At 42.9% G+C, this 20805-nt stretch carries 19 protein-coding genes; 4 read left to right on the top strand and 15 right to left on the bottom strand.

Annotation, left to right across the window (positions count from 1 at the left end; translation table 11 throughout):
* Nucleotides 1-15: 15 nt before the first annotated feature.
* From ACOOE0_RS06865 to ACOOE0_RS06805, 13 genes are all read right to left on the bottom strand, one after another.
* Complete coding sequence (locus ACOOE0_RS06865) at nt 16-429, bottom strand: GNAT family N-acetyltransferase (RefSeq protein WP_420401729.1); 414 nt, start codon at nt 427-429, stop codon at nt 16-18.
* A gap of 45 nt (nt 430-474) precedes the next feature.
* Nucleotides 475-1626, bottom strand: coding sequence for a phosphatidylserine decarboxylase (locus ACOOE0_RS06860; protein ID WP_420401728.1), 1152 nt, complete (start codon nt 1624-1626; stop codon nt 475-477).
* 40 nt (nt 1627-1666) lie between these two features.
* Nucleotides 1667-2224 (bottom strand): DinB family protein, encoded by a 558-nt coding sequence (locus ACOOE0_RS06855; RefSeq protein WP_420401727.1) that lies wholly within the window; start codon nt 2222-2224, stop codon nt 1667-1669.
* A gap of 6 nt (nt 2225-2230) precedes the next feature.
* Nucleotides 2231-2557, bottom strand: coding sequence for a winged helix-turn-helix transcriptional regulator (locus tag ACOOE0_RS06850; RefSeq protein WP_420401726.1), 327 nt, complete (start codon nt 2555-2557; stop codon nt 2231-2233).
* A gap of 91 nt (nt 2558-2648) precedes the next feature.
* Entirely contained in the window at nt 2649-3323 is a 675-nt protein-coding gene (locus ACOOE0_RS06845; protein WP_420401725.1) for a hypothetical protein, read from the bottom strand.
* Nucleotides 3320-5965 carry a T9SS type A sorting domain-containing protein gene (locus ACOOE0_RS06840; protein WP_420401724.1) on the bottom strand — a complete coding sequence of 882 codons (2646 nt, stop codon included), beginning with the start codon at nt 5963-5965 and terminating at the stop codon, nt 3320-3322. Before ACOOE0_RS06840 ends, ACOOE0_RS06845 begins: the two co-directional genes overlap by 4 nt.
* A 126-nt stretch (nt 5966-6091) precedes the next feature.
* On the bottom strand, nt 6092-7177 hold the full coding sequence (locus ACOOE0_RS06835) for a phosphoglyceromutase (protein ID WP_420401723.1): 1086 nt from the start codon (nt 7175-7177) through the stop codon (nt 6092-6094).
* Between the two features lie 101 nt (nt 7178-7278).
* Nucleotides 7279-8460, bottom strand: coding sequence for a Gfo/Idh/MocA family protein (locus ACOOE0_RS06830; protein ID WP_420401722.1), 1182 nt, complete (start codon nt 8458-8460; stop codon nt 7279-7281).
* 15 nt (nt 8461-8475) lie between these two features.
* On the bottom strand, nt 8476-9804 hold the full coding sequence (locus ACOOE0_RS06825; protein ID WP_420401721.1) for a Gfo/Idh/MocA family oxidoreductase: 1329 nt from the start codon (nt 9802-9804) through the stop codon (nt 8476-8478).
* 4 nt (nt 9805-9808) lie between these two features.
* Nucleotides 9809-11191, bottom strand: coding sequence for a 3-keto-disaccharide hydrolase (locus ACOOE0_RS06820; RefSeq protein ID WP_420401720.1), 1383 nt, complete (start codon nt 11189-11191; stop codon nt 9809-9811).
* A gap of 59 nt (nt 11192-11250) precedes the next feature.
* Nucleotides 11251-12675 (bottom strand): glucuronate isomerase, encoded by a 1425-nt coding sequence (uxaC, locus tag ACOOE0_RS06815; protein WP_420401719.1) that lies wholly within the window; start codon nt 12673-12675, stop codon nt 11251-11253.
* Nucleotides 12672-13877: a mannonate dehydratase gene (gene uxuA, locus ACOOE0_RS06810; RefSeq protein WP_420401718.1), complete on the bottom strand. Its 1206-nt coding sequence runs from the start codon at nt 13875-13877 to the stop codon at nt 12672-12674. The genes uxaC and uxuA overlap by 4 nt, the downstream gene beginning before the upstream one ends.
* A 12-nt stretch (nt 13878-13889) precedes the next feature.
* Nucleotides 13890-14741, bottom strand: coding sequence for an SDR family oxidoreductase (locus ACOOE0_RS06805; RefSeq protein WP_420401717.1), 852 nt, complete (start codon nt 14739-14741; stop codon nt 13890-13892).
* Between the two features lie 91 nt (nt 14742-14832).
* Here ACOOE0_RS06805 and ACOOE0_RS06800 point away from each other — a divergent pair, with 91 nt between their 5' ends.
* From ACOOE0_RS06800 to ACOOE0_RS06790, 3 genes are all read left to right on the top strand, one after another.
* A complete protein-coding gene (locus ACOOE0_RS06800; RefSeq protein WP_420401716.1) occupies nt 14833-15507 on the top strand; it encodes an NUDIX hydrolase in 675 nt (224 codons plus the stop codon).
* A gap of 109 nt (nt 15508-15616) precedes the next feature.
* Nucleotides 15617-15829: a hypothetical protein gene (locus ACOOE0_RS06795; RefSeq protein WP_420401715.1), complete on the top strand. Its 213-nt coding sequence runs from the start codon at nt 15617-15619 to the stop codon at nt 15827-15829.
* A 62-nt stretch (nt 15830-15891) separates the two neighbouring features.
* On the top strand, nt 15892-16359 hold the full coding sequence (locus ACOOE0_RS06790; protein WP_420401714.1) for a GNAT family N-acetyltransferase: 468 nt from the start codon (nt 15892-15894) through the stop codon (nt 16357-16359).
* A gap of 149 nt (nt 16360-16508) precedes the next feature.
* On the opposite strand, the gene ACOOE0_RS06785 is transcribed toward ACOOE0_RS06790, so the two are convergent.
* Entirely contained in the window at nt 16509-18755 is a 2247-nt protein-coding gene (locus tag ACOOE0_RS06785; protein ID WP_420401713.1) for a DUF5916 domain-containing protein, read from the bottom strand.
* A 114-nt stretch (nt 18756-18869) separates the two neighbouring features.
* Between ACOOE0_RS06785 and ACOOE0_RS06780 the strand changes: the two genes are divergently transcribed.
* Nucleotides 18870-19757, top strand: coding sequence for a helix-turn-helix domain-containing protein (locus ACOOE0_RS06780; RefSeq protein ID WP_420401712.1), 888 nt, complete (start codon nt 18870-18872; stop codon nt 19755-19757).
* Between the two features lie 23 nt (nt 19758-19780).
* Here the strand turns inward: ACOOE0_RS06780 and ACOOE0_RS06775 are convergent, their stop codons facing one another.
* Nucleotides 19781-20803 (bottom strand): LacI family DNA-binding transcriptional regulator, encoded by a 1023-nt coding sequence (locus ACOOE0_RS06775; protein ID WP_420401711.1) that lies wholly within the window; start codon nt 20801-20803, stop codon nt 19781-19783.
* Nucleotides 20804-20805: the final 2 nt, after the last annotated feature.

The following is a 20805-nucleotide window of genomic DNA, read 5'->3' as shown; positions in this document are numbered from 1 at the left end:
TCTTAAATTCCCGGGCTATTTCTGTACGATTTTGAACATGCCAGGACCTTTCATTGGACGTTTGGAATAGCCAAATTGATGATAGAACGCAGCTACTCCCTGTGCAGCCATAAGCCCCACAAAGGCATATTGGGAGATGGTTTGATTTAGGTACTTTTCGATTTCCTGCATTATCATTCTACCTATACCCTTCCCTTTAAATTTAGGATGAACAATTACATCCTGAACGTAAAAATAGATGGCTCCATCTCCCACTACCCTTCCCATTCCAACTGGCTGATCGTTATAGCACACACAGACCGAGAACAGATCGTTTTGCAATGCCCGTTCCACTTGGGCGTCCTCCAGTTTTTCCCATTCGGTAGTCGCTCTTAAATGCTGATAATCCTCCAGGGTCAATGGTCTAAAGTGTAGCCTTGAGTTGTCCATTTTAATTTGACTTTTTATGAATCAAAATACAACCAAAAGCCTTCCTTAGTTATGCAAATCCCCAATTTTTTGACCCAAGTTGACGCTGACACCTCCGAGTTTCCCTTTTTCGAACAATAGAAGCACCGTGGAGCCACCATAGGCAAAATGGCCCAACTTATCCCCTTTATATACCTGTACAGGGGCTATAGATTTGATGTTTTTAAACCTTTCTTCAAACACCACCGATCCAATGGTTTGGAGTCCGATGGGAATCATGGCAATGTGACCAAATTCCTTGGTGTCAATAATATAATATCCATGCTTAAAATTTTGGAAAACACTGTAATCTTTATTGTAAGCGACATTACCATCATTGATGATGTCCAAAATATCAGGCATTCCAAAAAGTCGATCTCCAACTTCTTCATTGGATTCCACCATAATCCCAGATATGGGCGCATGAAAATGGTGATAATTGGTGGGCAAGAGAAACACGGCCATGGCCTTTCCTCCAACAAATTTGTCAGCAAATTTTGAATTTCCAAGGAGTTCCTTCAAACTTAATGTCATTCCTGCCTTGGTGGGCAGTTTGGAATCCATTTGAACATCATTGTTGATCATGTTGATCACCCCATCTGCAGGGGAAACCAGAACCGAATTATCATCTACCGCGGTAATGGGCCTTGCGCCAGGCTTTAAATCGCGAGTGAAAAAGTGGTTAAAGGAGGTAAATCCGCCTTCTGGATACACAAAATCCTCATGGCCCAAATTGGGGTTGGATAACCATTTATCCACCTTTTTTGTAGAAGCTTCGCTATCCATAAACTTCCCTCGTTCCTCCACAAAATCCAAAGACCAACTTAGGCCTGGCTCTTCCAGAATGAACTGCATCCCATCTGGATTTTTATAGTACAGAAACGAGAATTCTATAATTCGATCCAAACCATCATCCGTCATAGGAAGAAAATAGAACCACTCGTTCAAAAAGGCATATAGGTCTTCCATACCTTTGCCTTCCCACGGATTGGCAGAACCATCGGGTAAGGCGTGGACATTCTTGAACATTTTGTCCACAGTTTGCTTAAAACCCTTGTCGGTTGTATACAGTCGTTTCAACTGACTTACAGGTTTACAGTCTTCTTGGGCCCATAGTCCAGTTTGGAGACCCACAAACAAAAACAGGAATACAAGATTCCGATGCGCTTGCTTTTTCATAGTTGCATTCATTTAGATTACTAATTAAAATTGCGGGGGACTAAAGGCTTTTTTTAAGGTACCTTTCTTTGATAATGTTTATATGCCGGAGTTCGTGACCGGCTATATGATAGGCCAATGCCCTGACTGTTCTCCTGTTGATAATACTTCCGTCATAATCTATTCCAGCGCCTCCTCTTAGGAAGCTATCTTCTGGTAGATTCAAAAAAAGTGAAATCGTTGCTTTTCTTACGGTTTCATATTCTTCAAAGATATCATCCAGACTTCTGGCATTGGCATTGGAACAATTCGCATACGCATCTTGGTCAAAGCCGTGCAGCGGTGTGGAATCGTTACGGGCGTACCTCAATGCCCTATAGGCAAAAATTCGCTCGTCATCAATCAAATGTACCAAGATTTCCTTGATGGTCCATTTACCCTCGGCATATCTATAGTTCAATTGGTCTTCCGTCAAATCCAGTACCAATTTTTTAAGGTCTAGAAAATTGGTCCATAAGTGTTCCAATACTTTTCCATCATCTTTCATCAAATCCATATAGATGCTGGAATAGGCAGGGTATTCTTCGGGCAATGGTTTATCTATACTTCGAGTTGTCATACTATCCTATTTAAAATTCTTGGCCCATTCCTTTGCCCAGCTACCCAAAGGTTCAATGAGTTCATACAATTCCCTTCCCTGTTGGGTCAGTGCATACCCTTCCACCGTTCTAACAAGAAGATGGGAATCCCTTAATTCTTTTAAGCGCTTATTTAATGTGGTTGGGGAAATGGTCTCACAATATTCCTGCAATCTTCTAAAGGTACTGGGGCCTTTGTACAAATGCCAAACGATACCCATGGCCCAGCTGCGACCCAATAAATCCAACAGCGCCATAACAGGTGCTCCTGATTTTGAGCCCCTAACGGGTTTTCCCGGAATTGGTAATGCCATGCTTTTCTATTTTGCTACATTATTTATAGCAAAGCTACATATTGTGTAGCATCTTACCAAACTTTTTGATATCATTCAAAATTTGATTGCGCTAATTGCTTTCGAAAGTCCAGATTGGGCCAAGGGTGACACCTCCATTACTGTCCTTAGCTACAACTTTCCAATAGTATATGGTCGATGGATCAAGACTGACCGTGAAAGAAGAAGTGGAAAGGTCTGTTTCAAATAGTGGTGGGTCTTCTGCTGTTCCAAAATAAAGGTCAAAAACCAGGATGTCTCCAACATCGGGGTCATTTGCCTCCCACTCCAAGTTTATCTCTGAGGTATCCAAATTGCTTCCCAATGACGGATTTAGCAGCTCTGGAACCGTGGGAAGCCCATTTTGCACCAGTTCGGTCTCGGTGTAGAAGCGCCATGAAGCCGAAAATCCACTTTGATTTTGTGCATCATCCTCTGCCAAAACCCTCCAGTAAAAGGTTTGCCCATTTTCCAAAGTGAAAGTTCTACTGGTTTCCTCCAGAAAATCTGTATGGATAATGTTGGTAAACCCTTCATCACTAGAGACCTCAATTCTGTACGTTATCCCATCCCCTTCTGCATCTGATGAGGCGTTCCACCTAAACTCCAAAACATTTTCGATACATAAAAGATCATTGGTCGGATATACCAAGGAAGGTACTGATGGTTCGCTATTGACCCCATCACTTCCCCCACAGGAAATTACCAGAAAACCAATGGCTATGAAAAGGAAGTGGCTGCTCTTCATATTTTGATCATTTTTAAGGTTTTCTCTTCTGCAAGGTGTAATTGGACATAATAAATTCCTGAAGGCAGTCCTGATGTCGACAACTCTAGCTGTTGATTATTTATATCATATATTTTGGATGATACTTTTTGCCCGTGGGCGTTAAAAATATCAACCTCCACACTTGTGACCTGTTCCGCAATCCAAATTCTTGCTGTGTCATTTGTAGGATTTGGGAATAAGATCAAAGGGAGGTTGGAGCCGTTGATTTTTTCAAATAACTTTCCTTCACAGGGCATGCTGGTTTCTATTTCCAATGCATCACCATCCCCTACCGGCACTTCAAATTCACCTAATGCAAATTCTCCAACAAACTGGTCATTTACCCTTACCGTATAGGGTGCCGTTCCTTCGAGGATATGAATCTGCGCCTTGCGGACTCCCCCTGTGTTTTCCACATTGATAAGGCCATCTATTGGAACTGCCGCTTCCACCTCAAACTGAAAACACTGTTCAAAGTTTGGATCACTTTCGATGGTAATGCACAGATTATGGGTACCATTAGCTACATTTTCCACCAAAATTTCATTGGCAAAATTGTATGTATTCCCATCCATGTTGGCCTGATACTGGAAATTACTCTTGGCAACAATTTGAATAGAACCATTGGCTTGTCCGGCACAGGACTCCCCACTCACAACAACTTCAAAATTGTCATTTTCCACAATAGCAGCACCTTCAAAGTATTTTTTCGCTAGGGCAAAGGCATCTTTCCCAATTTTATCCCCAATAATTCTTCCTCGAATATCATCAATAGGTGGGTGAATACCTCCCCAGATTCTAGACAAACTGGTCTGGTCAGAAGCGTCCCTATAGGTAGCCCATTGCAATGTCAAATTCTCACTTGGGCCATTTTCAAACACCAGAAAATTTCCTTGTTCCGCATCAAAAACACCCATCCCGCCTGGGAAAAAGGCATCTCCAGTAAACATAGTCAATACCTCAGCTGCTGCTCGGGAGAAAGTGGAATGACCTGAGACATATCCCGCAAATGGGGGCGTGACAAAAGTAGCTCTTTGATAGGGCCACCATTGGGTTCCCAAAATCCAATCCACTCCAGCAACATCCGTTGTGGGGTCGGTTATAAAATCAGGTCCCTTCCATGCGAATATTTTTATTCTTCCCACATTTTCATTGTTATCTCCCGCCAAGGGATCTCCCACTTCAACAAGCTCAATCAGTCCTGGAATCAATGGAATGCCAAACGGGTCATAACTGGGTAGGGCTGCGTTGGAACTTTGGCCATTACCTGCCATGTGCCGAATGGCGGAAATAGGCCGGATGTAATCATAGTACCCTTTTACACCCCAAGTATTAACCGCTGAATCGTGCATAGCTCCGCCCAGCGCCAGATACGCCTTCACATCCCATTCCAAATCGTCAAGAATGGCTCCTTGGCCTTCAAATTGCTTAATGGTTTCCGGATGGTCGTTTACATAATTCAAAATAGTAAACCAATGTCCCGGCGGTGTTTCCGAGTCTGGACCATCCGCCCAAAACTCAGCAAGAACCCTGGCGTAGTCTGCCCGTTTTACCAGTTGTGGCGTATACGGTGCATTAGTTACAGGATTTAGGGCATGACCTGTTCCTGGATCACCGCCATTTACAAAATCGTAAAAGGCTTGATATTCCTCAAAGGTCTCAGGATAGTCCGATAAATCCACATTCCCAAGGGCTCCTGGAGATATATCAATCAAAGTTGGGTCCGCTGGATCCAAGTGTGACGACCAAGAGGCCACTAGGGCAAAATGCCATTTATAAGGGTCATCTATCCCATCTTCATTGGAAGCTTGCATATAAACGGGATGTCCTGGGTCGTTGTACACATAACTATCAAACCCATTATTGAGCATTTCAAGGTCGCTCTTTACCAAGGAAAAAGGAGTAACCTGTCCCCATTCAGGACTCAAAAAATCCGGTATCTCATCAGGAAAAACATTCCCAGCCTGACCTATAAAAACATCAAATGCCAGTGGTTGCCAGCGATTAGGGTCGGTTAATGGGTAGGTTTCCTCATAGGTCTCCAAAATGAGTGGAGCATTGGTTGGATCATAAAATTGATTCCCATATCCATTCTGCTCATTAGACCCATCCTGCAATCCAAAAGCTATCATCTGGCTTGCCAAATAATTCCCAAGGGCGGCGAAAGATCCGTTGCTGTAATCCACAGAATCAAAGGAAGCATCATAACCATATCCTGCCAACAGGTTGTCAAAGATTTCCAAGGATTCCGTTGCCCCTGGTGAATTGGCAAATCTATGTGTCAACAATCGATACACCCCATAACTAATAATCTCATGTCTTGCTGCTTGTATTTCAGCGGCATCCGTGGGAATGTTAATACCCTCGAAATCGCAAATATATCCACCCAAGGTTTTGCCCAAAAAAACAGTTTCTGCTGTATCATCAAACAAGGCCCAAGCGTCATACATGATCATGGAACTGTGGAAAAGGTTGCGGGCATGTACGGTGGGTCGGGCAATATCCTCGCGAATAGCGGATAATACGGCCTCATTCCATTCCCTAGCAACGGAATGTTGCGCGTTTACATACGTTGTTTGCGCGATTACAGCTAAAAAAAGTAATGCAACAACTTTTTTCATGAGGTGAATTTGGCTGGTCAAGGAAAACTTACCCTTTTGCTAAATATAACAAAAAACCCGTGCCTTGGCACGGGTTTCGAATAAACTAACTCCAACCAATAATCGCTAAGCGGAACTTACTTCAACTTAAAATTTTAGTGGTTTTCCTTGAATTTCTTCTGCGTTGAAAGGTACATTTAATAGCTCCAATATGGAGGGCGCAATCTGATTGGTATACCACTGTTCTTCCCTCTTAACTTCTCCCATAGGTGTTATCCCTTTTCCAAAAACTACCAACCATACCTGATCAGCTCCTTTAATGTTCGACCCATGGCTTCTCCAAGTGTCCAAGGGTTGGGTACCCCGACCATGGTCCGTGGTTACTAGGAAGATGGTTTGGTCTCTATAAAAATCATCCTGTTGGGTGAATTCCCAAATATCTTTAATCAATCCATCCGTATTATGGGCCGATTTCAAATAGGCTTGATAGTCCCCATCATGCGCAAAATCATCGGTCTCCCCATAGGCAATGTATACCAGTTTAGGTTGCTCCTTCTTCATGTATTCCAAGGCAAAATGGTGTGTAAAAGCATCCAATCTGACGGAACCCCATGGGCTGGGAATTTGTTTCTGCAACTTATTCAGAAATTGTTCCCGATCATTTGGGTTTACTTTAGCTGATTCAAAACCAGCGTTAACCGGTACCCCGGAACGCTCTTCATTAACGATAAATGGAAAAACATCCCAACTGCCAAAAGCCGCCACCTTACCTTTTCCTATTTCGGTTTGGTTGTAGCGTTCCAAAACCGTGGTATTGGGATTGTTGAATTTGTCATTGCTGGTAATTCGGGCATCATCCGCGGCCCCCGTCAAAATTTCGTTATAGCCAGGATAGGAGAACCACTTTGTATTGGTCAGGTTCATCTTGCTCCCCAATAAACGGTTACCGTGCAGCTGACCCAAGGAAGTAACCTTTGTCCAGAAAAATGGCATTAAGGCTTCTCTGCGTTCTTTCGCGTGTTCTCGCCAAAAGGTCTTTTTCAACTGAGTGGTATCATGCACATATTCCTTGTTGGCAATCAAAAGGGAATCAGCTCCAGTGAAAAGTTCTTGCCAACGCAAACCATCCAAAGTAATCAAGACTACCTTGGGAGTTTCATTGTTCTGTGCAAATACTCCAATAGAACAAAAAGTAAAAATGATAAGCCATAGGTTGGCAGAAAGCTTTTTCATGATACAAATGGGTTGATTATAGGACACAAGGTATGGAACAAAATCCGTTTCCAGCTTGCCTAATCCTATTTGTTTTGGCCTAAATGTTAGGTGTAGCGGACTTAGGACTTAAAATCCCAGTGTACAATCTTTTGGTCATACATTGCATCCAGACCCATCTGCACACAAACAGAGGTGTTGGCTCCAGTAGTTATGTCCGATATTGGTTTTTTATCGTTAAGGATACTGTCCCTAAAATCTATCAACGCTTGCTTGCTTGGATCTAAGTGTTCTGCCTTGATGGGTATCCCTTTACCTTCTTCCCAGTTTACCGTGGCTCCGGATACACCATCCACTTCACCCAGTTCTCGCTTGTATCCTTTTTCTGGATAGAACCACGCCTTTGTATAGCCCAAAACTATACTTCCTTTATCTCCCATGACCTTAATCTGGTAATCTCCCATCGCGTTGCCCGTCAAACAGGTAAAGGTTGCTTTGACACCACTTGGATAACTATAGATCAATTGGATATTATCGTAGGTTTCCCGACCATCCTTCCAATAATCAATACCTCCTACACCCATTACTTGTTTTGGGGTATCTTCCAGCACCCAATTGACAAAATCTATTTGATGGGAACAAAGTTCGGCTACCAATCCGCCCGAATATTCCCGATACATCCTCCAATTGATAGCGCGTTCCCATTTGGGATCTGGAACCGGACGTCTCCAATCTCCGTTTCGGTTCCACTGACAATCAAAAGCAATGACTTTTCCAATCTTGCCTTGTTTGATCAAATCCACCACATGGGTGTATAATCTTGAACTATGGTATTGATGGCCTGTTTGAAAAATGGCTTTTGAACTGTTTGCTTTGTGAATCAGATTTCGAATACCCTCATATCCCTTGGCCAGTGTCTTTTCACAATAGACGTGTTTTCCGGCATCCAGCGAATCTATGGCAATTTTGGAATGTTCATTGAAGGGAACCGCTACCAAAACAGCATCCACATTCTTGTTGTCCAAAAGCTCTCTATAGTCTGAATATCCTTTGGACTTTCCTCCGGCCTTGGTCAATCCATTTTCCAGTCGAAATGGAAGTATGTCACAACATGCAGTCACCTCCAACCCCTGAATATCTTGAATAATTGGGGCCAATCCTGCCCCTCTATCTCCTGTTCCGATTATTCCTATTCCAATATTCTTTTCCTTCTTCCCAAGTATGTTGGCACCCCAAACAGGGCTAGCTGCGGTAATTGCAGTTGCGGCCAAACCACTTTTTGCGACAAACTCCCTTCGCTTCATTCTATTTTAGATTTCTTATAATTTAGGTTCCCACCCTTTTTCATATTCACGCCCCCAGTGTTTCATAGCGGCTTCACTGTTAAGTACTTTCCCTGTCTTGGTGTCTATTTTTAAGGTATGGCCTACATCTTGGGCCATGTTCCCCAAATGACAGAGCATGGTTGAGATACTTGCATCGGCTATTGGAGCATTCATTGCCTTGTCCTCTCTAATAGCGTCAAAAAAGTTACCCACGTGATCTACATCCAGACCACCAATTCCTTGGGTGTTGGTGGTGGCACTTGCTGTTCTTTCAAACTCTAATTTAATAGGGTTTCCTGCAAGGTCGTACAATTTATAAAAGTTTCTGCTTAATTCAATGCTTCCTTTGCTCCCATAAATGGTAATTCCCCTTCCTGGGCGTTCCGGTTTCATTACTCCTCTACTGTGGCCTGTCCAAGTAATGAACTTGTCACCCTTAAAGCCATAGGTCACTTGTTGGTTGTCCACAAATTCCCAGTCGTCATCATAGGTATATTTCCCACCAAAGGATGTCACTGTTTCTGGGAGGTCCACACCCAATGCCCATCTACAAATATCTATCTCATGGGTTCCATTGTTATGAATTTCCCCAGTACCCCAAGTTCTGAACCAATGCCAGTTGTAAGGATGCACATTGTCTTTGTAGGCTGTTCTGGGTGCAGGCCCTTGCCAAAGGTCCCAATCCAAGGTTTTGGGAACATCTATAACATTTCCTTTACCAATGGACCCCCTATTGTTGGAATAATAGGCTTCTCCTTTATAGACGTCTCCGATAATTCCTTCCCTAATTTCCTTTACAGCCAATTGTGAAGTCTTGGCCGAACGCTGTTGATTCCCCATCTGTACTTTTTTGTTGTACTTCTTTTGGGCAGCTACCAATAAAGTGTTCTCGTGGGCATTGTGGCTACAAGGTTTTTCTACGTACACATGTTTTCCCGCTTGCATGGCCATGATGGACATAGGGGCATGCCAATGTTCCGGGGTTGCAATAAAAACAGCATCCACGTCCTTGTCCTCAAGGATTTTTCTGAAATCTTTCTCCACTTTAGGTACATATCCAATATTTTTCTGGCACCAAGCATTGTGCTCTTCTATGATCAAATCGTCTACATCACAGTTGTAAAGCACTTTGGCATTTGGAAAAGCACTAATGGCCTTTACATGTGCCTTTGCCCTGCTTCTTACCCCAATAACCGCACAATTGATACGATCGTTGGAACCTAATATGTTGGCGTATCCCATTTTGGGAAGAACTAATCCCCCCATGGTCAATGCAGCGGTTCCCGCTGTTGTTTTTTTGATGAAATTTCGTCTTGTTCCCATGGCCTTAATCTTGAATTATTGATTTTATTTTAACGTTCCTGAAGCTAACCAAATCCCCGTGGTCCTGCAGTAAAATGTGCCCCTTGTCTGACTCGCCAAAATTGGGCCACTTTTCATATTTGCTTTCGGATACCAGTTTGCGATAGTCATCGCTCTTTCTTTCGTATTCCAAAACCTTTACCCCATTGAGCCTATGCTCCACTTGATTGTTTTTGGAAATGATATGGGCAGTGTTCCATTCACCAATAGGATTTGCCGGCTTGTTTAGGTCTGCTTGAATCAAATCATAGAGGGAGGCCAGGGTCCGGCTGCCTTCGTGATTCCCCAATTTGGCGTCTGGATGCCGGGCATCGTCCAAAATTTGATACTCCAGACCTATGGATGATCCTGGGCCTTTGTTCAGGTCCGTATCCACATAGTATTTGATGCCACTGTTGGCACCTTCGGTCAATTTAAAATCCACCTTTAGCTCAAAGTCTCCATAGGTGTCTACGGTAACTATGTCTCCTCCTGCCGTTGATTCAGCACCGCCTGATGCCAATACAGAAAGTACCCCATCTTCAATGGTCCAACCCTGCTCTGGGAAGTCATCAAGTCTAGCTCCTCGCCATCCTTTGGTGGATTCTCCATCCCACAATAGCTGCCATCCTCTTTTTTTCTCGTCAAGAGTAAGTTGATTTTTGGTTAGGATTGGCTTTATCGGCGATGGTTTGGCATACTTTGAAAGACTATCGGTCAAAATTTTAATGTTTTTCCATATCACCTCTGTCCCTGCTTCTTTATCCTTTCCAATACTATGCACTTGCAATGCAATGAATCCTTCCGCTGTTTTGTCATCGATTAAATGTGCTGCAGGAACTCCATTGATCCAAGTTTTTAAAGTATCCCCAATGGCCTCAATCCGATAGTGGTTCCAATCATTTTGTTTGAATGCCGCCTGGGCTTCTGGATTATTTTCCAAAGGATTTAGCCATCCTCGTCTTCCTTCATCATAAATTCCTGCACTCCAAGCGCGGTCAGAAGGGTCTATTTCAATTTGATATCCATGGACGCGTCCATCCAAATAGTATGGAAAACTATTGCTCCTAATCTGGATACCTGAGTTCATCGTGGAGTCCACTAAATACTCCAACTCCAAGATAAAGTCCCCATATAACTTGTCCGTAGTCATAAATGAATTAGGGGTATCATGTTTGGTTATTCCCACAATACTGCCATCCCTAACTTCATAAGTGGCAACCCCGCCTTTTTGGTTCCATCCGGTAAGCGTTTCCCCATCAAATAGATAAGTCCAAGGGGTGTCATCCTTGTCCTTGTCCGTGCATCCCGTAAAACAAAGGCCCAGGAGTACAAAAGCCGCAATTAAACTGATTTTTATTTTTCCCATTTCAATAGATTTAAGGTTTTTGATTGTTCTTATTTTTTTATTTCTGATTTGCTATTTATTCAACCACCTGCATTGGTACTGTTCCCATCAAAATCAAAGTAGGATTTTGCATTGTGGTAACTAATATCCTGAATCATTTTGCCAACAAACGGAATGTCTTTGGGGACCAATCCCTTTTTAATATCGTTTCCGAAAATGTTACAGAGCAACCTTCGGAAGTACTCATGCCTTGGAAAGGAAAGGAAGCTTCTGGAGTCCGTCAGCATCCCCACAAAAGTGCTCAACATGCCCATATTGGACAGCGTATTGATTTGCTTTTCCATCCCGTCTAACTGATCCAAATACCACCAAGCCGAACCGTATTGCATCTTTCCTTTTATGGTTCCATCGTTAAAATTCCCGGCCATCGTCACAAACACTTCATTCTGTGCCGGATTTAAGTTATATAGTATGGTCTTTGCCAACTGATCGCTTTTGTCCAGTTCGTTCAAAAATTTGGACATGGACTGAGCCTGCTGGAAATCCCCAATGGAATCAAAGCCTGTATCGGGGCCCAAAGTGCTCAGCATTCGTTCATTATTGTTCCGTAATGCACCCAAATGAAATTGCTGGGTCCATCCGTATTTATGGTATTCCCTGCAAAGGTGAAGTAGCGTTTCAAACTTGAAATAATGGATTTCTTGATGCTCCAGTGCCTTTCCTTTCAGCACTTTTTTAAACAGGGTTTCAATATTAAAATCACCTTGTTCAAAGAAGTAAAGCTGATCCAAGCCGTGATCGGATAAACGGCTTCCCGCTTGATGAAAAAAGGCAATTCTATTTCTTAAAGCATCCAGATAATCCTGATAGTTGGTAATGGAAATCCCTGTGACGTCGGCCAAACGTTCAATATAGTCCATCACAGTTTTCACATCTTCAACCGCATAAGCCTTGTCTGGCCTGAAAGCAGGTAACATTTGTATGCCCAAGTCGATTTGTCCAGCGCTCAGGTGATGTTCCAGACTATCCAAGGGATCATCCGTGGTACAAAGCAGTTCTACATTCCTCTGCTTCAAAAGACCCAAAGTACTATGCGTTTTGTCCTGCAATTTTTCAGAGGTTTTTTGATAGATTTCCAAACCGTTTTTCGGCGTCAATAATTCGTCTATGTCAAAATACCGTAGGAGCTCCAAATGGGTCCAATGATAGAGTGGATTCCGAAGCGTATTGGGAACCGTCTCAGCCCATTTCAGGAATTTGTCCTGGTCGGAAGCGGTCCCGGTAATGTATTTTTCATTAATCCCCAGGGCCCGCATCGCCCTCCATTTGTAATGGTCACCATGTAACCATACTTCTGTAATATTTGCAAACTGATGATTGGAGGCAATCTCCGCAGGAGGTAAATGATTGTGGTAATCAATGATGGGCATCTCCTTGGCATAATCATGGTACAGCTCTTGGGCAATTTCGGTTTCCAACAAAAAATTTTCTGTGATGAATTTCATAGCTCCATGGATTTTTCAATGCCCAACATTAATCCTCGCAATTCTGCCAGCCCTCTAAGTCGACCTATGGCCGAATATCCTGGGTTGGTCTTTTTGGACAAATCGTCCAGCATCTGGTGACCGTGATCGGGCCGCATGGGCATGCGACTATCTTTCCTTTCACTTTTCAATCGCTTTCCTTGTTCCATCAATAAGGATTTCATAACTCCGTACATGTCCACATCCCCATCCAAGTGATCCGCTTCAAAAAAATTTCCATCGGCATCCCTTTTGGTACTCCTCAAATGGATAAAGTTTATCCTATGCCCCAACCTGTCCACCATTCCAGCCAAATCATTATCCGACCGAACCCCATAGGAGCCTGTACAAAAACACAGCCCGTTGTTGGGACTTTCATAGGCTTCCAACAACTGCTTTGCATCTGCTTCCGTGCTTACCACTCGGGGCAGTCCAAAAATGGGAAATGGCGGGTCATCTGGATGAATAGCCAATAACACTCCTGAGGCTTCCGCAACGGGTGCAATGGCCTGTACAAAGGCATAGAGGTTTGCCCTCAATTCCGTATCGCCAATACCTTTATAGGTATCCAAAACCTCTTGAAATTGATCTACGGTATACCCCTCTTCAGCCCCTGGCAAGCCCGCAATGATATTTTGGGTGAGCTTGGTTTTTTGGTCTGCATCCATTTGATCAAATACCTCTTGGGCTTTATTTTTTTCAGCCTCGGAATAAGATTCGTTGGCCCCTGGTCTTTTCAAGATAAAAAGCTCAAAAGCTGCCAATTCAGCTGCATCATATCTCAAGGCTTTGGAACCATCTGGCATTTCAAATGCAAGATCGGTCCGGGTCCAGTCCAAAACGGGCATGAAGTTGTAGCATACCGTATCAACGCTGCATTCACCCAAGTTTCGGATACTTTGCTGATAGTTGGCAATATATTCCTCATAAGCACCTGTACGCTTTTTAATATCCTCATGAACAGGAATGCTTTCTACTACAGACCAAGTTAGGCCTTTGGCCTCAATTTCGTTTTTTCTCTGGGTAATTTCCGCTTTGGACCATACCTCCCCGTTGGGAATATGGTGCAGGGCCGAAACAATTCCCGTAGCTCCCGCCATGGCAATATCATCCAATGAAACAGGGTCGTTGGGACCGTACCAACGCCAAGTCTGTTCTAAACCTATTTGTCTTGTTGCTTCCATAGTTTCCTTTTTTTAAACCCCGCTAAAAGCACTAAATCCACCATCTATAGGTACCGTAATCCCTGTTACAAATTGGGATTGATTGCTGGTCAACCACAAAGTGGTTCCCACCAAATCCTCTGGTTCCCCAAAACGATTCATTGGGGTGTGCTCCAAAATGGTTTGCCCCCTTGGAGTCAGGTTCCCATCGGCTTGGGTCAGTAAGGTTCGGTTCTGTTCCGTTAGGAAAAAACCGGGAGCCAACGCATTTACACGAATACCCACTGGGGCAAAATGTACCGCCAACCACTGGGTGAAATTACTCACCGCCGCCTTGGCCCCGCTATAGGCCGGAATCTTGGTCAACGGTCTATAGGCATTCATGGAGGAAACGTTCAAAATGGAACATCCCTTTCTGTTTACCATGTCCTTGGCAAAAATTTGGGTGGGTAATAGCGTTCCGATGAAGTTTAGGTTGAACACGAACTGGATTCCCTCGGGATCAAGCTTAAAAAAGGTCATTAAATCCTCATCGGCCTGAAGGTCCTCTGGAAACAAATGGGTTTTACTGGTAGTTCCCTTGGGATGGTTTCCACCAGCTCCATTGATCAAGATATCGCAGGGTCCCAATTTCTGATTTACTTCGGCATGGGCCAGCTCCAAACTTTCCTTTTGCAGCACGTTGGCCTTTACGCCAATAGCTTGCCCCCCTTTTTGAATAATGTTATTGGCAATTTGATCGGCTGCATCTTTGTTTAAATCCAACACGGCCACCTTGGCTCCTTGTGCCGCCAGGTAATCTGCCAAGGTACTGCACAGCACGCCCCCACCTCCGGTCACGACTGCTACTTTCCCATTTAAATCTTCGTATTTCGGAATGGTCATTTGCAATTTTATATTATTCTGTGTACTTTTTACACAGATAAAGATATACATTTTTTTATAAGCACAAAAATTCTACTTTAGCATTCCTCCTATGATTAAACAAAAAGACCTCCAAAACATCCAGGTTAGACTGGACTCCTTTGAGTGTTCAATTACTGCGGACATCACCGTTTTTGGGTATGTGGACAATAAGTTGAAGGTCTTGCTACTGAAGAAAACAGTGGGGGATTTTAAAAATCACTGGATGGTTCCCGGAGGGGTCATGGAGTCACACGAGACGGTAGAGGACTGTGCGGCCAAAGTTCTTTTTGCGCTCACTGGTTTCAAGGACATTCACTTTGAGCAGGTAAAAACCTATAGCTCACTGGACAGACACCCTTTAAAAAGGGTAATCACCGTTTGCTATTATGCCTTGGTCAAACCTGAGAACCACCCCTTGACATTGCGCAGCGATGTGCAACAAATCCATTGGTTTGATGTGGACAAGCTTCCCGATGAACTAGGTTTTGACCATGGACAATTGATTAAGGATGCCTATTTGTTTGTACAAACCAATCTTAGGGACCGATTGGTTGTTGGAGAATTGCTGCCCAAGCAATTTACCCTTCCCGAACTTCAGAATCTGTATGAGCATATCCTTAATGTAAAATTGGACAAGCGAAACTTCCGAAAGAAAATGTTCCAGATGGACATTCTTCAAAATACCGGGCAAAAAAAGGCTGGTATTAAAGGTGGCCCATTGCTCTATGAGGTTAAAAAAGCTTGATTATCAGTTCACTATATTCTTTACTCTTATTTTTATTTCCGATTTTGTAATTCCATAGGTGACATCACTACAAAAAAACGTGTCCTATAATTGAACAAACAACTAACTCATGGAAATACGCAAAGTAAAAAAGTACAAGGTGAAAAAACGATTCACCATTGGCATGAAAATGTGCGACAAAAATGAAATCCTCTATATAGAGGACGCCAATGAAGAAACCGATGACGTTCAAAAGGTCTTTGGTGAAAACAAAAACTACCTCAACGACATCTCACTTCAAATGTTCCTGGCTCTCAAGGGTGAATTTATACAGAAAACCTAAGGGCTTTCACTGCTTTTTTTTAGCTGCTTTATTGGATGTACCTTTAATCCAAAGGGCAACCCTTGAAACTGAAAGAGGTAAAAACAGAGCGAGAATACCAACAGGCTGTTGACCTGTTCAAAATGTATGCTACCCAAATTGGGGTGGATCTGGAGTTTCAAAATTTCAGTCAGGAAATAAAAAATCTTCAAGTGCAATATGCACGACCCTCCGGAGTCCTGTATTTGGCCTATGGCGACCCAGAATTTCCCCTTGGTTGTTTTGGTGTTCGTGCGTTAGAGGGATCCATTTGCGAATTAAAAAGAATGTTTATTGTTAAAGAAGTAAGGGGCCAAGGTCTTGGGAAACGGATGTTGGAAAAGTCCATTTCCTGCGCTAAAGAATTGGGCTACTCAAAAATGCGCTTGGATACCTTGCCCAGTATGCTCCCTGCCATTGGATTGTACACCCAAGCTGGTTTTTATGAAATTGAACCCTACCGTTTTAACCCCATTGAGGGTGCCAAATATTTTGAGATTGACTTCAGTTAAATTCCAAATTGAAAATCCCAAATTGCATAATGAGAAGAATCCAACCATCCAATAATCGAGCTGTTCAGAGAAACTATGTTTTGAAAGGATATGCCGTGCTCCTACGAGCTTACTTTCCTTAACTAAGGCGGATATATCATATAGTATGCTCAAAGATTTAACCAGTAATTAATCTTTAGGACGATAGCCCGTTGTCTTGGGAACCTAATATCAGGAAACAACAGCCCTCCATTATCCGATAAGCTTTCAGCAAAATAATTGTCTGTATATACCAAATAGACATCCGAAACCGGCTTAAATCGCCATTGGAGTCGGGTGTTGATATTCAAATTTTCAAGCTGGCTGTTCAATTGCACAAAAGTGGTCAAAAAGAAATTTTTGGTAAAAGTAAAATCAAAGCGGGTTCCCAAAAGCAATAAATCGGAGTCATTAAATCCATCAGGCAATCGGATTCTATTGTAAGAGAAGTTCAGTGAAGTAAAGCCCAGAGGCTGATAGCGATAGGTCAACGTCCCTCCCAAATTGTACAGATTCCCATTAAAATGTTCCCCCAGACGGCTGCTCAAGAAATAAGAAAACTTCTTACGGGCATCGGATCTATAGTCTGCCTGTACATAGGAAAAGACGTAATCTGTTCCCGAAGCCAATGGCAATGTGTTAAGGCCGCTAGGGTCAAATGGGTTTAGCAAACGCACATACTGCCTTCTTCCAGAAAAGTTCAAAATTGCGGTGTTCTTGAAATTTACCCTATAATTCAGGTCAAGACTCCAATCCAAATCCTCAAAATTTCGATTGTCCCCCACCCAATCGCCAGAAACTCCTGGCCCGTGTCGCTGAATCCCTCCTTGTTTTGGATAGGCATTCCACCATAATTGTGGTGTGACCTGAAAAATGTTTCGTCTTCGCACAAAACCTACTTCGGGATTAAATCCTGCCCCGATACTTTGCAGGGTGAAGTTACTTTCCCAACGGTACGAATTGTAATTCACATAACCCCCAGTTGCAAATTCCGAGCTGTTGTTCTGTTCGTCAAGGGATTGGTGGTAAAAGAATTTGGAATTCCAGGTATTGTCGTTGGAAGCCAAGTTCAGATCTAGTCCAAACGTCCTGTTATATTCCTCTGGCGACAGGGTAAAATCCTCTCCAATGGCATTGGTGAATGCTTGTTTATTGATGAAAAAGCCACCGATATAGGATCTTGACAATATCCGTTGCTGCAGGGCCGCCACAAAGTAGTTGGTGGAAGGAAGTTGGATGGCCTCATTTTCCTCGAGCTGGGCATCCAGAATCCCAATCCTAAGGTTTTTGTTGAGCTTTCCATTTAGCCGAAGCCCTCCGTATATCCTGTTTTGAAGATTTTGCCCTGTGGTGGGATCAACACTTACCCCAATACGTCTCGAGAAAAAAGGTCGGGTTCCATCCAGACCAAAATTGGCAAAAAGATCGGCATTCTCTAAAAAGAACTGTCTTCTTTCGGGAAAGAAAATTTCGAACCTGTCCAGGTTGGTCACTTGGGTGTCCACTTCCACTTGGGAGAAATCCGGATTTACAGTTAAGTCCAAGGTCATGGCCGGCCCCAGCCCAATTTTGGTGTCCAATCCAAAATCAAACTTGTTTTGGGTTGGGGAATCCAGCTCAAAGTTTTTGGAATTATTAAATATCCCATAAGGAATCAGGGAAATATTTTTCTTGCTCTGATTTAGGGGTGCGTCCCAAACAAGCTTCTGGGTAAAGGCAAGATTGATGATAAACTGGTTTCTAGGAATTCGCGTCCAAGTGGATTGTTCTGCATATTCACTATCAAACCGATAAAAATTAATGTTCCAGTGAGGTGCTTCCTTTTTATAGCGCAACGTCTTTAAGGGAATGGCCATTTCAACCAACCAAAAGTCATCATAAATTTTGGCTTCAGAATACCAAACATTGTCCCACCCCGTGGAGAAAGTGCTCGGACTTGCGAGGCTCCCGCCGTTGGCTATCAAACCCTCGCGTTGCACCCCAAAGGGATTGACCCCAAACAAAAATGCATTGTTTTTATCAGCATAGGTATCCAGAACAATTGAAAAAACATCATTGGCTTCCCCTCTAAAATCCCGTCTCAAAGAGGGGGTCACGTAGGAGCGGGCGCCCAAGTTGTTCATTTTGGCCAATACATAGAGGTTATTTTCATCATAGGTGAGCCTGACTTCGGTATCGGCGGCAGCCCGTGTGGAATCACTTGGGAAATACTGCCAAAACCTATCGGCAACATCGGCCTTTGCCCAATCGGGTTCGTCCATTATGGCATCAATACTGATTTTACCTGCTGCTTTTTTTATATTTAATCCTTCTTGGGCCAAACAAAGGTTTAGGGAAAAGACCATAATGGTGACAGGAAAATAGAACCAAAATTTCATGGATAAGGTTTTCTGGCAAGCTATGCAGCCTTTATCCAACGTATGTATTATATCGGGAGGAACTGTTATTGTTTCAGCGCAAACTGAAAAATAAGTGGAAAAAGCGTATCCAAAATGGTAAAAACTCTTGAAGGAAAAGGATTTAAGGGTCAACGAACAGAAAAAGAGCTCGAAAATTTTTTGTTGTACAATTCCAGTCTTCGTACTACCGAGCCCGTTGAGTTTGTAGTGGACGGGGCAGATAATTGGCTGCAATTCCACTACCAACTTTCTGGGGATACCAATACCCTAATTGTTGAAAAGGAAATGATAGTTCCCATCACTTCCAATTCATTTGCCATACTTTATCAAAAAAAGGGATGTTGCAAAATCCGATTTCCCAAGGACTGCGTGTACGAGAGTTTTGGTTTTAGGGTAGACCCAAAGTACTTTGTGGATTCTTTTCTGAAGGATTTCAAGGAATTGGTCTCCATTCAACAGGCCATTAACAATGACAGCCTTTTCTTTTTGGATAAAAAATATGCCTCCCTTGATTCCAAAACCAGGGAAATCATCCAAGAAATCTTGAACCATCCATATCAAGGTTCCCTTGGCGATGTTTATGTGAAACATAAATTGGTGGAGCTCATTTTTCATTCCATCCCCGTGTTACGGGAAAACGCTGAAAAGCTCTTACAGGAAAAGCCAGCAAAAAGGGAACATATTGAGGATGCCAAGGCTTTTATTGCTGCCAATTTGGATCAAAAACTCTCCTTAAAGGTCATTGCCCAACATGCGGGGTTGAACGAGTATACCTTAAAACGTGAATTCAAAAAGGAATACGGTCAGAGTGTCATTGATTTTTTTATTGACCTCCGATTGAAACGGGCTTTTGAGGATATTCAAAATACGAACAAAAAAATCACCGCTATAGCCTACGAAGCGGGGTATTCCAGTGCGGGGAATTTTTCCAACGCCTTTTTTAAGCGATATGGATTTAGGCCCAGTGAGCTTCGAAAGTGACTTATTTTATGAAAGAATTAGGACTACAGTTGTATAGTGGAATCCCGAACCACAAGACTGGTTTTTACCACTTTGGTCTCAAATGCCTTATCTGAATTACCATTTTCTATTCTATCAATAAGGATTTTGGAAACACTTTCACCGATATATTTTCCATGCTGACTTACCATGGTCATTGACGGGGTTACATATTTGGATAATTCCCCATTGGTGAAGCCAATAATGGAAACATCATTGGGTACATGATATCCCCTTGATTTTACAATGCTCATCACCTTAACGGCAGTTATTTCGTCCAACACCATAATCCCTTCAATCTTTTTATAGTTCAACAAAAGGGACAAGGTCAAATCCAAATCCTCCTTATCATGGGTGGCAACCACCAATCTTTCATCGTAGGCCATTTCATTTTCTTCAAGGGCTTTTTTATAACCTTCAATCCTAAGTCTGCTGATCAGAGAATCTTCAATAGGTGTTATGATAGCAATGGTGGAGCATCCAGTGTCAAAGAAAAATTTGGTGGCCTTATAGCCTGCTTCAAAGTCATCCACGATTACTTTGTCGCATTGCACCAAATCCGTGACGCGGTCAAACATGACCAGAGGGATCTGGTTTTCGGACAGTTCGTTGAGATGCTCCGCATGCTCCTCCAATTCCGATTCTTCCGCGGCCGAGGAAATGATTACCCCATCCACAGAACCAGCACCCAACATCTCCAAGGTCTTGGTCTCCTTCTCCAAGGACTGGTTGGTAATGCAGGTAATTATGCTATACCCTTTTTCATTGGCCACTTTCTCAATGCCGTATAACACCTGAACAAAAAAATAGTTCAGGATGTTGGGGATGACCACTCCAATGGTTTTGGTACTGTTGTTAAATAGGTTTAGCGCCAATTTATTTGGCCTGTAGTGGTTTTCCTTGGCATATAGCTTGATTCTGTCCTTAAGTTCCGTGCTAATTTCATGGCTGTCCTTTAGGGCTTTTGAAACGGTTGCTATGGATACCTTAAAATGTGATGCTATTTCTTTTAGTGTAAGCTTAGACATGC

This window comes from Flagellimonas sp. (assembly GCF_965215805.1).
Classification (GTDB): Bacteria; Bacteroidota; Bacteroidia; order Flavobacteriales; family Flavobacteriaceae; genus Flagellimonas.
Note: the sequence above shows the minus strand (reverse complement) of the source record. Positions and strands in the feature narration are given on the sequence as shown.

Bases quoted from the DNA above. Each gene is read 5' to 3' on its own strand.
- ACOOE0_RS06865 (WP_420401729.1), bottom strand. From the start codon at position 429: ATGGACAACTCAAGGCTACACTTTAGACCATTGACCCTGGAGGATTAT.
- ACOOE0_RS06860 (WP_420401728.1), bottom strand. From the start codon at position 1,626: ATGAAAAAGCAAGCGCATCGGAATCTTGTATTCCTGTTTTTGTTTGTG.
- ACOOE0_RS06855 (WP_420401727.1), bottom strand. From the start codon at position 2,224: ATGACAACTCGAAGTATAGATAAACCATTGCCCGAAGAATACCCTGCC.
- ACOOE0_RS06850 (WP_420401726.1), bottom strand. From the start codon at position 2,557: ATGGCATTACCAATTCCGGGAAAACCCGTTAGGGGCTCAAAATCAGGA.
- ACOOE0_RS06845 (WP_420401725.1), bottom strand. From the start codon at position 3,323: ATGAAGAGCAGCCACTTCCTTTTCATAGCCATTGGTTTTCTGGTAATT.
- ACOOE0_RS06840 (WP_420401724.1), bottom strand. From the start codon at position 5,965: ATGAAAAAAGTTGTTGCATTACTTTTTTTAGCTGTAATCGCGCAAACA.
- ACOOE0_RS06835 (WP_420401723.1), bottom strand. From the start codon at position 7,177: ATGAAAAAGCTTTCTGCCAACCTATGGCTTATCATTTTTACTTTTTGT.
- ACOOE0_RS06830 (WP_420401722.1), bottom strand. From the start codon at position 8,460: ATGAAGCGAAGGGAGTTTGTCGCAAAAAGTGGTTTGGCCGCAACTGCA.
- ACOOE0_RS06825 (WP_420401721.1), bottom strand. From the start codon at position 9,804: ATGGGAACAAGACGAAATTTCATCAAAAAAACAACAGCGGGAACCGCT.
- ACOOE0_RS06820 (WP_420401720.1), bottom strand. From the start codon at position 11,191: ATGGGAAAAATAAAAATCAGTTTAATTGCGGCTTTTGTACTCCTGGGC.
- uxaC (WP_420401719.1), bottom strand. From the start codon at position 12,675: ATGAAATTCATCACAGAAAATTTTTTGTTGGAAACCGAAATTGCCCAA.
- uxuA (WP_420401718.1), bottom strand. From the start codon at position 13,877: ATGGAAGCAACAAGACAAATAGGTTTAGAACAGACTTGGCGTTGGTAC.
- ACOOE0_RS06805 (WP_420401717.1), bottom strand. From the start codon at position 14,741: ATGACCATTCCGAAATACGAAGATTTAAATGGGAAAGTAGCAGTCGTG.
- ACOOE0_RS06800 (WP_420401716.1), top strand. From the start codon at position 14,833: ATGATTAAACAAAAAGACCTCCAAAACATCCAGGTTAGACTGGACTCC.
- ACOOE0_RS06795 (WP_420401715.1), top strand. From the start codon at position 15,617: ATGGAAATACGCAAAGTAAAAAAGTACAAGGTGAAAAAACGATTCACC.
- ACOOE0_RS06785 (WP_420401713.1), bottom strand. From the start codon at position 18,755: ATGAAATTTTGGTTCTATTTTCCTGTCACCATTATGGTCTTTTCCCTA.
- ACOOE0_RS06780 (WP_420401712.1), top strand. From the start codon at position 18,870: ATGGTAAAAACTCTTGAAGGAAAAGGATTTAAGGGTCAACGAACAGAA.
- ACOOE0_RS06775 (WP_420401711.1), bottom strand. From the start codon at position 20,803: ATGTCTAAGCTTACACTAAAAGAAATAGCATCACATTTTAAGGTATCC.